Source organism: Pelomicrobium sp. G1 (assembly GCF_051905455.1).
GTDB lineage: Bacteria > Pseudomonadota > Gammaproteobacteria > Burkholderiales > UBA6910 > Pelomicrobium.
The window spans coordinates 243,732-257,743 of record NZ_JBQACR010000001.1 but is presented as its reverse complement, the minus strand read 5'-3'; the positions used below and the strand labels follow the sequence as shown (position 1 = coordinate 257,743).

Sequence of the window (14,012 nt, the reverse complement as noted above, 5' to 3'; positions counted from 1 at the left end):
AGCGCCAACAGACTTCGGAATGAATCCCTTGGGGGCCTTTCCGCCCCCAAGAATATTCCTGGTACTCGGTTATAAATTAGAATTTAATAATATTCTAATTCTAAACCTCGGCTGCCCATTCAGAACCGGTACCCGATCCCCACGCCGTAGACCCAGGGATCGATATCCAGCTTGGTCACGGTAGCCCCCGTGGCCTTGAGCCTCACGTCGGTGTCGATCCACAGGTACTTCACGTCCACGTTGAGGTACCAGTTCCCGGTCAGAGCATAGTCGAAGCCCACCTGCAGGGCCCCTCCGAAGCTGTCCTTCTCCACTTCCAGCGTATCGTTGAGGAGGTCTCGGTCGGTGAAGCGGGTGTAATTGAAGCCCGCGCCCACGTAGGGCTTGAACGCCCGATCAGGCATGAAGTGGTATTGCAGGGTGAGGGTGGGCGGAAGGTGCTTGACCGACCCGATGTCGGCTCCCATCAGGGTGACGTCGTGCTTCTGCGGGTAGGTCAGGATCAGCTCCAAGGCGATGTTTTTGGTGATGAAGTAGCTGATATCCACCTCCGGGGCCACCCGGTTGTCCACGTCCAAGGCGTCGGCGGGAAGCCCCAGGGGACCGCCGGCGGAAGAACCGGCGTCGGGATCGATGTTGACCACCCGAGCGCGGACCAGCCAGTCGCCTGTCTCGGCGTGGCTCATCACCGGCAATGCCAGGGCCACGCCCGCCACGACCATTCCTGCCAGTTCTCTTTTCATGAGTTTCTCCCAGGATGACGAAGCAAAATCGGTACGGCGGGAGCTAAAGACCTACCCCACCTGATGGTGGGAATACTAGCGGCTGCGGCGGCGCAGCATTTGATCTGGATCAAATCCAAACCAAATTCAAGGCCTGGATCAGATCCGAACTGAAACGCGAGCCAACGAATCGAGCCAAGCCCTTCGCCGCGCTCAATCTTCCTTCCTATAATCGGAAACCTGGAGCCCTCCAACTGCGTCGCAACAATGAAGGGACCGCGCAGATCAACCAGGAGGATGAACCATGACGGTGACCGTTTCTCCCGGCGATGCGCTGATCGTCGTGGACGTGCAGAACGACTTTCTTCCCGGCGGGGCCTTGGCCGTGCCCCAAGGGGACCAGGTGATCGAGCCCCTGAACCGGGCCGCTGTCCTGTTCGAGGCCAAGGGGCTTCCCGTCTTCGCCACTCGGGACTGGCACCCGGAAAACCACTGCTCCTTCAAGGCTCAGGGCGGGCCGTGGCCGCCCCACTGCGTGGCGGGGACCCGGGGCGCCGAGTTCGCCCCGGGCCTGCGGCTGCCCGCCTCCGCCGTGGTGATCTCCAAGGCCACCACCCCCGAGCGGGACGCCTACTCCGGCTTCCAGGGTACCGAGCTGGCGGAGCTGCTCAGGCGCCGGGGCGTCAAGCGGGTCGTGGTGGGGGGGCTCGCCACCGACTACTGCGTGCTGAACACGGTAAAAGACGCGCTGACCCAGGGCTTCCAGGTGCTGCTCCTGATCGACGCCATCCGCGCCGTGGACGTGAAGCCGGGAGACGGAGAGGCGGCCCGGACCGAGATGGAGCGGGCTGGGGCGGTGCCCATCACCGTGGCGGACCTGGCCTGAGGAAGCGCTCCCCTCGATGAGCCCCCTGCTCACCGATTTGTACCAGCTCACCATGCTCCAGGCCTACCTGGAGCAAGGCATGCAGGCGACCGCCGTGTTCGAGCTCTTCGTGCGCAAGCGCTCGCCCGGGCGAAATTTTTTCGTGGCGGCAGGGCTGGAGCAGGCCCTCGAGTACCTGGAAAACCTGCGCTTCCGGGACGAGGACCTGCGCTGGGTGGCAGAATCGGGACTGTTCAAGCCGGGTTTCGTGGACTTCCTCGCCGAGCTGCGTTTCGAGGGAGACGTGTACGCCATGCCCGAGGGCACGCCCTTCTTCCCCGACGAGCCCATCCTACGAGTGGTGGCGCCGCTCCCCCAGGCCCAGTTGGTGGAGACCCGGCTCATCAACCTCGTCAACTTCCAGTCCATGGTGGCCTCCAAAGCTGCCCGCTCGGTGCTGGCGGCCCCGGGCAAGCTCCTGGTGGACTTCGGGCTGCGGCGGGCCCACGGGGCGGAGGCCGGGCTCTTGGCCGCCCGGGCCGCTTATCTCGCCGGGTTCAACGGCACCGCCACCGTGCTGGCGGGGCGGAAGTACGGCATTCCCGTCTATGGGACCATGGCCCATTCCTTCATCCAGGCCCACGATTCGGAGGCCCAGGCCTTCGAGGACTTCGCCCGCGCCTTTCCCAAGAACGCGATCCTGCTCATCGACACCTACGACACGGAGCGGGCGGCCCGGCGGGTGGTGGAGCTCTCCCGCAAGCTGGCGGCGGAGGGCATTCAGATACGGGGGGTGCGCATCGACAGCGGCGATCTGGCGAGCCACGCCCGCAACGTGCGGCGCATCCTGGACGAGGGGGGGCTGCGGCGGGCGATCATCTTCGCCAGCGGCAACCTGGACGAGGAGAAGCTCGCCGCCCTGGTCCAGGGGGGCGCTCCTATCGACGGCTTCGGCGTCGGCACCAGCCTCACCACCTCCAGCGACGCCCCCTTCCTCGACTCGGTGTACAAGCTCCAGGAGTACGCCGGCCGGGCCCGCCGCAAGCGCTCCGAGCAGAAGGCCACCTGGCCCGGGCGCAAGCAGGTCTATCGCCGCTACGACGGGAAGGGCTTCCTGGCGGGGGACGTGCTCACACTGGAGACCGACCCCCAGAAGGGGGAACCCTTGCTGGTCCAGGTCATGGCGGGCGGCCGCCGCACCGGCCCTTCCCCCGCCCTCAAGGAGATCCGGGAGCGGACCCTGGCCCAATACGCCCGGCTGCCGGAAGCTCTGCGGGGGCTCAGCCCGGCCCCGCCCTATCCCGTGGAAGTGGCGCCGGCGCTGCGGGCGCTGGCGGAGGAAGTGGACCGCTCGGAATCCTAGAGGCCGCGCGAAGGCCTGGATTGCCGCGGGCTTGCCCACCGCCGCCCTGCCGGTTCCCCATTAAACGGGTGCCCGGGGACCACTTTCCTTAGCCGCCGGCCCGGCTACAATGGGAAGGCGCCTCGCTTCCTTTTGCGCCAAGAGGAGAAAGCCATGAAAAAAACGCTACTTGCTGCCGCTTCCGCCCTGCTGCTTTCCGCCTGCGCTTACCTTCCCTTCCAGTCCGGGCCCTCCGCCGTCGCCGAGCTCAAGCCCTTGAAGGGAAGCGGCGTCACCGGAACCGTGAACTTCACCCAGAAGGGGGACAAGGTGCTGGTGGTGGCCGAAGTGAAGGGGCTCAAGCCCGGGCCGCACGGCTTCCATGTCCACGAGAAGGGCGACTGCAGCGCGCCGGACGGCATGAGCGCCGGCGGACACTTCAACCCCCATGGCAAGAAGCACAGCGGGCCCAACGACCCGGATCGCCACGCCGGCGACCTGGGGAACATCGTGGCGGATGCCAGCGGCAACGCCAGGCTGACCCTGGAAACGGACGCCCTCTCCATCGGCTCGGGGCCGGGCAACATCCTCGGGCGCAGCGTGATCGTCCACGCCGACCCCGACGATTTCAAGACCCAGCCCCACGGCAACGCGGGCGCCCGCATCGCCTGCGGCCTCATCGTCGCCAAGGCAGGCAGGAGCGGGTATTGAGGCACCTGCGGGCGGAGGGCGTTGCCCCGGCCGGTTGACAGGGGCGGCGGCCAGAGGCTTAGATTAATCCTATCGTTTGGGTCTTCCACCGCCAGCCATGGAACGCCGCCACTTCATGAAAGCCTGCGCCGCCGGCGCGCTCCTCGCCGCCTCCAACCCCCAGGCCCTGGCCGCCCAGGCGGTATCGCCCCGCTACTACGCCAGGGCCCTCCTGGTGGACCTAGAGGACAAGCCCCTCCGAGCCTCGGCCCTCGCCGCGGGCACCAATTACATCTTCCACTACCCCTTCGGCGGCACGCCCTGCTTCCTCCTCGACCTGGGCAAACCCACCCAGCGGGACGTGAGGCTCAGGACCAGTAACGGCCAGACCTACGTCTGGGCGGGAGGCGTCGGGCCCCGGCGCTCCATCGTCGCCTATTCGGCCATCTGCGCCCACAAGCTGGCGTACCCGACCAAACAGATCAGCTTCATCAGCTACCGCAGCGCCTCGGAAGGCTCCACCTTTGCCCGGCCCAACATGATCCACTGCTGCGCCGAGCACAGCGAGTACGACCCGGCCAGCGGGGCCCGGGTGGTGGGCGGGCCGGCGGATCAGCCCCTGGCGGCCATCCTGCTGGAGCACGATCCGGTCGCCGACCAGTTGTACGCCGTCGGCACCCTGGGGGGGGAGCTGTTCAACGAGTTCTTCCAGAAATACGACTTCCGCCTGGTGCTGGAGCATGGCTCCGACACCCTGCCCAAGACGCCGGTGACCCGGATCACCCGGGTGGCGGAACTCGCCCGTTATTGCGAGCAGCGGGTGCGCTGCTAGGCGTTCCCGCTCGCGCGGGACGGCAGCCGCTCTCCTCCATCTCCGCCCCTCTCCCGCCGCTCCAGGATGATCCCCTGGCTCAACGCCCATACCCCGTTTCCGCCGGTCGAAACCGCTCTTGCTTCCCCCAACGGGCTGCTCGCGGCCGGCGGCGACCTCTCCCTCGCCCGGCTCCTGGACGCCTATCGCCGGGGGATCTTCCCCTGGTTCAACGAAGGCGAGCCCATCCTGTGGTGGAGCCCGGACCCGCGCATGGTGCTGTTTCCGCCGGAGATCAGGATCTCCCGCTCGTTGCGCAAAACCTTGCGCCACCGCCGCTACGAGATCCGCTGCGACACCGCGTTTCGCCGGGTGATGGGCGCCTGCGCCGCCCCGCGGCCCGGTCAGGCGGGCACCTGGATCTCCCCCCTCATGATGGAAGCATACGAGGGGCTGCACCGGGCCGGCTATGCCCACTCGGTGGAGACCTGGATCGACGGGGAGCTGGCGGGCGGGCTCTACGGGGTGGCCCTGGGACGGGTTTTCTTCGGCGAGTCCATGTTCTACCTCGTTCCAGACGCTTCCAAGATCGCCCTGGTGCACCTGGCGCGCCAGCTCGAGCGCTGGGGCTTCGGGCTGATCGACTGCCAGATGACCACCCCGCATCTGCGCTCCCTGGGGGCGCGGGAGATCCCTCGCAGCGACTTCACGCGTCGCCTGGCGGAATTGGTAAACTATGGAGGCGTCACTGGAAAATGGCGCTTCGACGCCGACCTGGTGTGACGGGGAGCTTAAGCCGGGAGGGCGGTCGGAAGGCTTATGAACGGACGTGATCCCACTTGACCGGAGCTTCGGGTCTGACCATGGCTTTGCTCAACGACTTTCCCCTGTCGGTGCTCCAGTTCTACGCCACGGCGCCCTACCCCTGCAGCTATCTCCCGGGGCGGCTCGCTCGCAGCCAGGTGGCCACTCCGAGCCACCTGATCGACACCCGGGTGTACGGCGAGCTGGTGCGGGCCGGCTTCCGCCGTAGCGGCGCCTTCACCTACCGGCCCTACTGCGACCATTGCCGCGCCTGCGTGCCGGTGCGGGTGGTGGTGGACGAGCTCAAATCCAACCGCTCCCAACGCCGGGCCTGGAAGCGCCACCGGGACCTGCGGGCGAGCGTCCACAACTTGCACTACAGCGCCGCCCATTACGCCCTCTACCTGCGCTACCAGGCCCACCGCCACGCGGGGGGCGGCATGGACCAGGACAGCCGGGAGCAATACCGCCATTTCCTCCTGCAGAGCAACGTCACGTCGAAGCTGGTGGAATTCCACGAAGGAACGGAGCTCCGGATGGTAAGCATCATCGACGAGCTGTCCGACGGGCTGTCGTCGGTCTACACCTTCTTCGAGCCCAACGTGCCGGGAGCGAGCTACGGCACCTACAATATCCTGTGGCAGGTCCACCTGTGCCGCGAGCTGGGGCTGCCCTACCTCTACCTCGGCTACTGGATCGCCGAAAGCCGCAAGATGGCTTACAAGATCCAGTTCCAGCCCATGGAGGGCCTGGTCAACGGCCGGTGGCAGCGGCTGGCGCCGCCCGCGCCGGCGTGACCCGCTCCCGGTGCTCCATTCTTTGGCGATGCGCATCCTGATCGTCGAGGACGATAAAAGCATCGCCACCAACCTCTACGATTTCCTGGAAGCGCGGGGCCACGTGGTGGACGCCGCTGCCGACGGCGTTACCGGCTTGCACCTGGCCATCACCCACGACTTCGACGCCATTCTGCTGGATCTCAACCTGCCCGGCATGGACGGCGTGACCCTGTGCCACAAGCTGCGGGAGGAGGCGGGCAAGGACACGCCAGTGCTCATGCTCACCGCCCGCGACACCCTGGAGGACAAGCTGGAGGGTTTCTCCTACGGCGCCGACGATTACCTGGTCAAACCTTTTTCCCTGCGAGAAGTGGAAGCCCGCTTGACCGCCCTGCACAAGCGCCACACCGGCCGCGTCACCCACCGCGAACTGAAGGTGGGAGAGCTCAGCTTTGACCCCCGCACGCTATCGGTCCGCTTCAGCGGCAAGCCGGTCAAGCTTCCCCCCAAGGCGATCCGCCTGCTGGAAGTGCTCATGGCCCAGCCGGACCGGGTGTTCTCCCGGGCCGAGCTGGAAACCGCGATATGGGGCGAGCCCCAAGAGTCGAGCGACACCCTGCGCAGCCAGATGTACGTGCTGCGGCGGGCGCTGGCGGCCGCGGCAGGCTACGATCCGATCGAGACCGTGCACGGTCTCGGCTACCGCTTGCCCGCGACCCATGCACGCTAGCGCGCGAACCGCGCCTGAACTTGGGGTCACCGCGGGTCTCTGTGCGCCGTGACACCGGTCTCCCGGCGCGTAGGTGAAAAAATGCGGGCTAAGCTGGGATTGCGCACCCGCACCGCGCTGACCATCGCCGCCGTCAGCCTGCTCCTGGTGGTGGTTCAGTCGGTGGCGGTGGTCATGCTCACCGAAGAGCAGGAAGACGATCTCGTCACCCAGATCCTGGACGGTCAGCTGCGCCGGCTCGAAGAGCAGATCCGGCTTGGGCAGGTGCCCGAACTGCCGGCAGGCGAGGACTTCCAGGGCTACCTCGCCCGCACCCCTGACGAGCGATCGCAGGTACCGGCCGCCTTCCGTGACCTGCCCCCCGGCACCACGGAGCTCGAGCGCAACGGACGCGAGCTGCACATCGAGGTCCGCCGCGTGGGCGAGGCCACGTTGTACCTGGTGTACGACGCGACCCCCCACGAGGAACGCGTGCGGGAGTTCGGTCACCTGATGGTGCTCGCCGTGCTCACCATGGCGGTCATCACCGCCCTGTTGGGTTACTGGGTTGCGGGGCTCCTGGTGCGCCAAGTCACCGATCTCGCCCGGCGCGTGGCACGGTTGCGCACCGAGGATGATGCGCCGCCGACGGCCGCCGATTATCAGGACGAGGAAATCGCCAGTCTCGCCCAGGCGATCGCCGACTATCACCGCCGCGCCGCCGAACTCCTTCGTCGCGAAAAGGAGTTCACCGCCAACGCGAGCCACGAGCTGCGCACGCCGCTGACCGCCATCAAGACCGGCTGCGAGCTGCTCGTTCAGGATCCCAGCTTGTCGGACAAGGCACGCCGGCGGGTCGAAGCGCTGGCCGGCGCCGCAGCGCGCATGGAGGAATCGATCCGCGCCTTATTGTTTCTCGCCCGGGAAACTGCGACCCCCGTTGCGGAAACGATAAACGTGCGCGAAGCGGTACATGAGGCACTGGCGCCGTTGCGGGAAACGCTGCGGACGCGGCCGGGTGTGCACCTTGAAATCGACGTCGATGCCAGCGCCACCCTGGAAACCGATCGCATCGCCCTACAGCTCACGGTCGCCAACCTGCTGAAGAACGCGATCGCCCATACTTCCCATGGCCAGATTCGGGTCAGCTTCCGCGGGTCGGTGCTAGAGGTGAGCGATACCGGCAGCGGTATCGCCGAGCACGACCTGCCGCGGATCTTCGACCGCTTCTACCGCGGCCAAAACGATGCCAGTACCGAAGGCACCGGACTCGGGCTCGCCATCGTGCGCTCCATCGCCGACCGGCTCGGCTGGCGTATAGCCGTGGAAAGCCAGCTAGGCAAAGGCACCCGCTTTCGCATCGAGTTCCCGGGTTCCTCATCCTCGCTCCCACCCACGCCCGCTCCCGAGACCGGGCACGGATAAAGCCGCAGGCGCCCGTGCCGCCCGGCCGCTGCAGGCGGAGGGCAGATGCCGCTTTCAAGAAATCAAACATGACCTTGCCGGGTTCACGATAAGGGCCATTTTCGCCAGCGCATGACTCGGGGAGGAACCCATCCCTGGACGAGGTTCCTCACAAATCCCTCACAAATCCCTCACGCGATCTCGACCGCACTCCGATTAGTATCCCCCTCCATTCTGAACACGACGAGCCGGGCATGGACGGGGTTTGTCCGTTCCACCGGCCAGCGATGGAACTCAAAGAGATCCTGAACATTGATGCGTCTCGGGGTACCCTTTCAAGGCGCCACCCAGTGGTCAGCGCGCTCTCTGCAGTCATTCCCCTGCACAACGAGGCGCCGAATCTGGCCCGCCTAGTGGCGGAGCTGGAAGCAACCCATGCCGGTCTGCCGCCGTTAGAGGTCATTTTTATTGACGATGGCAGCAGCGACGGCACCGTGCGTGAACTGAAACGGCTCGCCGCGGGCCGGCCGTGGCTGCGCTTCGTGCGTCATCGCCATAAATGCGGCCAGAGCACGGCGATACGCACGGGCGTCAGGGCGGCCCGCCACTCCTGGATTGTCACCCTCGACGGCGATGGTCAGAACGATCCCGCAGACATCCCACGCCTGATCGAAGCGCTGGAGAGGCATCCAACCCCAGAGCGGGTCCAGCTCGTGGCCGGTCAGCGCCGCCGCCGAGAAGACCCGTGGCTTCGGAAGCTGTCCTCGCGCATCGCCAATGCCGTGCGCAGCCGCGTGCTGGGAGATCGTACACCCGACAGCGGTTGCGGACTGAAGTTGATTCGCCGCGACGCTTTTCTGGAATTGCCCTACTTCGATCATATGCACCGTTTCCTACCGGCGCTGGTCCAGCGCCAAGGGGGTGAAATCGTGCTCGTCGAGGTCAATCACCGGCCGCGGCTCGAAGGCCGCTCTCACTATGGCATCGGCAACCGTCTGTGGGTCGGGATCGTCGACCTGCTGGGCGTGCTGTGGTTGAAACGCCGCTACCGCCGGGCCGACATTGAAGAAGGCTGCTGAGATGAATGCAGAAATGTTCTGGTTGGGATTGGGTTTTCTCGGTCAATCGCTGTTCTCCATGCGTTTCCTGGTCCAGTGGTGGGCGAGCGAACGGCGCAAAAGAAGCGTGGTGCCGCTCGCCTTTTGGTATTTCAGCCTTGCGGGTGGCGCTGCGTTGCTCGCTTACGCAGTCTACCGCGCCGACCCCGTTTTCATCGTCGGCCAGATGGGCGGATTGGTGATCTACGCCCGCAACCTTCACCTCATTTCCCGTGAACGCCGGCAGACGGCCGGCGTTCACGGACGCGAACCGGCATGAAGAGCGCCCGCTTGACCGGTCTCGCGTTCGTCATCGGCCTTTGGTTCCTGCCGGCATTCGTGACGCTGGAGTTCCGACCCATCCTGCCGGTCGACGAAACCCGTGTGGTCAGCGTCGCGTGGGAGATGTGGAATCGGGGGGATTTCCTGGTTCCGTATCTGAACGGCGCGCCTTACAGCGACAAGCCCCCGCTTTTATTCTGGATCATTCAGCTGGGCTGGGCAGCGGCCGGCGTCAATACCTGGTGGCCACGGCTGGTGCCGCCGCTGTTCGCGCTCGGCTGTCTCTATGTCACGCACGCCCTCGGACGGCGCCTGTGGCCGCACACGTCCGAAGCCGCCGGCGGTGCAGTGCTGGTGCTCGCGGGAACCGCCTTCTGGTCGGCATTCTGCACCGGCCTGGTCTACGACATGACGCTCGCCTTTTTCGTGCTGACCGGCACGGCTGCGCTGCTGCACGCGTGGCAGGAAAAGCGGTGGAGCAGTTTCGCCCTGTTCGGTATCTCGGCTGGCCTGGGGATCTTGACCAAAGGACCGGTTGCCCTGCTCCACCTGGGGATTCCCGCGCTGACCGCCCCGCTGTGGATGCGCGAAAACCGGCCGCAATGGACACGCTGGTATCTTGGCGTGGCGGCCGGTGCGGCGGTCGGGCTTGGGCTCGCCGCCGCCTGGGCGTTTCCGGCGGCCCAAGCCGGCGGCGATGCGTACGCCCAGCAAATCCTCTGGCACCAGACGACTGGACGCGTGGTGTCGGCATTCGCTCACCGGCGCCCGCTCTGGTGGTATCTCCCCCTGCTGCCGTTGCTGCTGTTTCCCTGGATCGTATGGCCGCCGCTGTGGCGCGCGTTGCACCCGCTGGTCGCCACCCGACCGGACAGCGGCATTCGTCTGATGCTGGTATGGAGCGGCGTCGGTTTGGCCGCTTTCTCGGCTTTTAGCGGTAAACAGGCGCATTACCTCCTGCCGCTGCTGCCGCCATTGGCCCTGCTGGCTGGTCGCGGTCTCGTCGAAAGCCCGACGGTCCGCCCGGGCGACGCCCTGTTCCCTGCCGCCGGCCTGGTGCTCTTCGGCGGGCTGCTCTCCTTTACGCCGATTCTCGGACCGAAGCTTCACTTGCCCGCGTGGGTCGCGGAGCTTCCAGTGGTGACCGGCCTCACCATTGCCGGGGCCGGCGTCGTCCTGGCGGTGGTCAGGCTCGAGCATCCTTTCCTCGAAGCCGCAAAGGCGGCCTTGGCGTCGGCCTTCACGGTCGCCGCCTTTCAGGCGGGGCTGTCGTTGCCCGTGTGGAACGCCTACGACCTGAACTCCATCAGCGCCCGGCTCAAGACGCTCGAAGAACAAGGCGTGCCGCTGGCCCACGTGGGCAAGTACCACGGCCAGTTCCAGTTCCTCGGGCGCTTGCAACGCCCCCTGGAAGTCATCCAGCCCCAGGACCTGCCCGCCTGGCTCGCCCGGCACCCGGCGGGGCGGGCCATCGTCTATCTTCCCCCGAACGATCCCATGCTCGACCAAGCCGAGTTCCTGCAGCCTTTCCGCAGCCGGTTCGTGGCCATCGTGGGGGCCCGCGCCGCAGCGAGCGTCGCAGCGGGACATCCGGCCGGAATGCCGGCCAGCGAGGTGACGCCGTGACCGGCGTCCAAACGGAGGCGCCGCAGGAGGGCAAGCCATGCGGCTGACCGTGCTCGGCACGGGCTACGTCGGGTTGGTGACCGGCGCCTGCTTCGCGGAAATGGGCAACCACGTGACTTGCGTGGACCGGGACGCCGCCAAGATCCAAAGGCTTGAGCGAGGCGAAGTGCCGATCTACGAGCCCGGTCTCGAGCCCCTGGTCGCGGCCAACCTGCGCCAGGGGAGGTTGCGTTTCACTACCAACCTCCCCGAGGCAGTGGCCGGCGCCGAGGTGATTTTTATCGCCGTGGGCACTCCGCCGCGCTCGGATGGCTCTGCCGACGTGGAGGACGTGCTCGCTGCGGCGCGCGATCTGGGCGCCTGCCTCGATCACGATGCCGTAGTGGTGGTGAAATCCACCGTTCCGGTCGGCACCACCGAGCGCGTGGAAGCGTTGATCACAGAAGCGCTATCCGCCAGGCGAGAAATCCTGACCGTCGACGTCGCTTTTAATCCCGAGTTCCTCAAGGAGGGCGACGCGGTCAACGACTTCATGCGGCCCGACCGGGTCATCGTGGGCAGCCGAAGCCCGCGCGCCATCGCCTTGTTGCGCATGCTCTACGCCCCGTTCACCCGCAACCACGAGCGCCTGATCGCCATGGCGGTGCGCGATGCGGAGATGACCAAGTACGCGGCCAACGCCATGCTGGCCACCCGAATCTCGTTTATGAACGAGCTGGCCACCATCTGCGAGCGGCTGGACGTGGACGTGGAGCAGGTCCGGGTCGGCATCGGCTCCGACCCGAGGATCGGCTATTCGTTTATCTACCCCGGCTGCGGTTACGGCGGATCGTGCTTTCCGAAGGATGTCCGCGCCTTGATCCGTCTGGCGCAGGACGCTGGCGTCGACCCCGGGCTGCTGCGCGCCACCGAAGCGCGCAACCAGGCCCAGAAGCGCCTGCTTTTCGACAAGCTCGCGGCGCGCTTCGGCGGGAGACTGGCCGGACTCGGATTCGGCGTATGGGGTCTCGCCTTCAAGCCCGGCACCGACGACATGAGGGAAGCCCCCGCCGTCACGCTGATTGCGCAGCTGATCGAGGCCGGGGCCACCGTCAGCGCCTTCGACCCGGCCGCGATGAATACGGCGCGAACCGTGTTCCCCAAGGCATGGTTCGATTCCGGCCGGCTCAGGCTCGCTGACGACCCTTACGACGCCCTGAGGCACGCCAGCGCGCTGCTGCTCGTCACCGAATGGAAACAGTTCCGCAGCCCGGACCTTCCGCGCATGCGCCGTATCATGCGGCTGCCCGTCATCTTCGACGGCCGCAACCAGTTCGAACCCGGGCATATGGCGGCCCAGGGCTTCGAGTACCACGGCATCGGCCGCGGCGGCCACGGGCCCGCCGAGGCCGCCGCGGCCGGCCTACAGGCCGCCGGATGAAGGCGTCCGGTCCGCGACCCATGGCGCCTGCGCTTTCGCGTCCCCGCAAATTCCTCACCTTTGCCTGACACCTTCCTCATGCGGTCCCGCGTAGCATCTGCCCCGTCTTTCCTCCCACGGGCAGCGATACGAATGCGAGGAGAACCCCCCTCTGCCTCGAGGTTCCCGGTCCATCCGCCAGCGCGGCAGCGTCGTTCGTCCTGCGCCTCGCCCTGCTTTCGAACCGCTGGCGCGTGGCGCGCCGCGTTCCAGGTGGCCGGCGAGCTCTACCGCACCCGCGTTCGGATGTCGCCCCGCCAGCGGAGCGGCTACAATCCGCCCATGCTCTATCCTTTGCTGCGCCCAGCGCTGTTCGCGCTGGAGGCGGAGACCGCCCATGCTCTTAGCCTTTCCCTGCTGGAGGCCGCCCACGCCCTGCGGCTCGACCGGCTCGCGCTCCACCCGCCCCAGGGCAAGCCGGTGCGGGCCATGGGGCTCGCCTTTCCCAACCCGGTAGGCCTCGCCGCCGGCTTCGACAAGGACGGCGCCCACGTGGACGCCCTGGGCAGCCTGGGCTTCGGCTTCATCGAGGTAGGCACGGTGACGCCGCGCCCCCAGCCGGGCAACCCCCGTCCCCGGCTGTTCCGCCTCCCGGAGGCCCAGGCCATCATCAACCGGATGGGTTTCAACAACGCGGGCATCGACGCCGTGCTCGCCAACCTGGCCCGCGCCCGCTACCGGGGCGTGCTAGGGATCAACATCGGCAAGAATTTCGACACGCCCCTGGCGCGGGCGGCGGAAGACTACCTCACCTGCCTGCGCAAAGCGTATCCCCAGGCTGACTACGTGGCGATCAACGTTTCCTCCCCGAACACCGCGGGACTGCGGGACCTGCAAGCCGAAGAGGCCCTGGACGCCCTGCTGGCCGAGCTCGCGGCCGAGCGGGAGCGGCTCTCCGACGCCCACGGCCGGCGAGTGCCGCTGGCGGTGAAAATCGCCCCGGACCTGGACGCCGCCGGGATCCAGGCCATCGCCCGGCTGCTTCTCAAGCACGGCCTCGACGCCGTGATCGCCACCAACACCACGGTGGCCCGCCCCCAGCTCGACGGGCATCCCCTTGCCCGGGAAGCGGGAGGGCTCTCCGGCGCGCCCTTGCGTCCCGCCGCCACCCGGGCGGTGCGCCTGCTCTCGGCCACCCTGGCCGGGGCGCTGCCCATCATCGCCGTGGGCGGCATCCTCTCCGGGGCCGATGCGCGGGAAAAACTGGAGGCGGGCGCCACCCTGGTACAGGTCTACACGGGGCTCGTCTACCGGGGTCCGGGGCTCGTCGCCGAGCTCCTCCGCGCCACGGCGGCGGCGCGGGAGGCCTGACACGGCCGCTTCCGTCTTCGACCTGCGGCCTTCACGGCGGACCGCGGGAATTCCTCTTCACGAACAAGGTTGTCCGCAGACGACCTGTGCGACGATAATTACAAATTGCGT

The 14,012-nt window shown here is 67.0% G+C and carries 14 protein-coding genes; 13 read left to right on the top strand and 1 reads right to left on the bottom strand.

The genetic code is table 11. From position 1 onward, the window contains the following. Positions 1-119: 119 nt before the first annotated feature. Complete coding sequence (locus ACTFO6_RS01265; protein WP_439932642.1) at positions 120-743, bottom strand: OmpW/AlkL family protein; 624 nt, start codon at positions 741-743, stop codon at positions 120-122. 283 nt (positions 744-1,026) lie between these two features. Between ACTFO6_RS01265 and ACTFO6_RS01260 the strand changes: the two genes are divergently transcribed. From ACTFO6_RS01260 to ACTFO6_RS01200, 13 genes are all read left to right on the top strand, one after another. Next, positions 1,027-1,608: an isochorismatase family protein gene (locus tag ACTFO6_RS01260; protein ID WP_439932641.1), complete on the top strand. Its 582-nt coding sequence runs from the start codon at positions 1,027-1,029 to the stop codon at positions 1,606-1,608. A gap of 16 nt (positions 1,609-1,624) precedes the next feature. Continuing rightward, a complete protein-coding gene (locus ACTFO6_RS01255; RefSeq protein ID WP_439932640.1) occupies positions 1,625-2,950 on the top strand; it encodes a nicotinate phosphoribosyltransferase in 1,326 nt (441 codons plus the stop codon). Between the two features lie 153 nt (positions 2,951-3,103). Further along, positions 3,104-3,640 carry a superoxide dismutase family protein gene (locus tag ACTFO6_RS01250; protein WP_439932639.1) on the top strand — a complete coding sequence of 179 codons (537 nt, stop codon included), beginning with the start codon at positions 3,104-3,106 and terminating at the stop codon, positions 3,638-3,640. Between the two features lie 115 nt (positions 3,641-3,755). Then, positions 3,756-4,451 (top strand): hypothetical protein, encoded by a 696-nt coding sequence (locus tag ACTFO6_RS01245; protein WP_439932638.1) that lies wholly within the window; start codon positions 3,756-3,758, stop codon positions 4,449-4,451. Positions 4,452-4,517: 66 nt separating this feature from the next. Further along, a complete protein-coding gene (gene aat, locus ACTFO6_RS01240) occupies positions 4,518-5,213 on the top strand; it encodes a leucyl/phenylalanyl-tRNA--protein transferase (RefSeq protein ID WP_439932637.1) in 696 nt (231 codons plus the stop codon). Positions 5,214-5,293: 80 nt separating this feature from the next. Next, positions 5,294-6,031: an arginyltransferase gene (locus ACTFO6_RS01235; protein ID WP_439932636.1), complete on the top strand. Its 738-nt coding sequence runs from the start codon at positions 5,294-5,296 to the stop codon at positions 6,029-6,031. Positions 6,032-6,059: 28 nt separating this feature from the next. After that, positions 6,060-6,743: a response regulator transcription factor gene (locus tag ACTFO6_RS01230; RefSeq protein WP_439932783.1), complete on the top strand. Its 684-nt coding sequence runs from the start codon at positions 6,060-6,062 to the stop codon at positions 6,741-6,743. Positions 6,744-6,824: 81 nt separating this feature from the next. Further along, positions 6,825-8,147: a sensor histidine kinase gene (locus tag ACTFO6_RS01225; RefSeq protein WP_439932635.1), complete on the top strand. Its 1,323-nt coding sequence runs from the start codon at positions 6,825-6,827 to the stop codon at positions 8,145-8,147. Between the two features lie 233 nt (positions 8,148-8,380). Next, a complete protein-coding gene (locus tag ACTFO6_RS01220) occupies positions 8,381-9,205 on the top strand; it encodes a glycosyltransferase family 2 protein (RefSeq protein WP_439932634.1) in 825 nt (274 codons plus the stop codon). Position 9,206: 1 nt separating this feature from the next. Beyond that, positions 9,207-9,503, top strand: coding sequence for a lipid-A-disaccharide synthase N-terminal domain-containing protein (locus ACTFO6_RS01215; RefSeq protein WP_439932633.1), 297 nt, complete (start codon positions 9,207-9,209; stop codon positions 9,501-9,503). Beyond that, complete coding sequence (locus ACTFO6_RS01210; protein ID WP_439932632.1) at positions 9,500-11,131, top strand: ArnT family glycosyltransferase; 1,632 nt, start codon at positions 9,500-9,502, stop codon at positions 11,129-11,131. Before ACTFO6_RS01215 ends, ACTFO6_RS01210 begins: the two co-directional genes overlap by 4 nt. A gap of 37 nt (positions 11,132-11,168) precedes the next feature. Then, positions 11,169-12,551 carry a UDP-glucose dehydrogenase family protein gene (locus ACTFO6_RS01205; protein ID WP_439932631.1) on the top strand — a complete coding sequence of 461 codons (1,383 nt, stop codon included), beginning with the start codon at positions 11,169-11,171 and terminating at the stop codon, positions 12,549-12,551. A gap of 321 nt (positions 12,552-12,872) precedes the next feature. Continuing rightward, a complete protein-coding gene (locus ACTFO6_RS01200; protein ID WP_439932630.1) occupies positions 12,873-13,901 on the top strand; it encodes a quinone-dependent dihydroorotate dehydrogenase in 1,029 nt (342 codons plus the stop codon). Positions 13,902-14,012 lie beyond the last annotated feature (111 nt).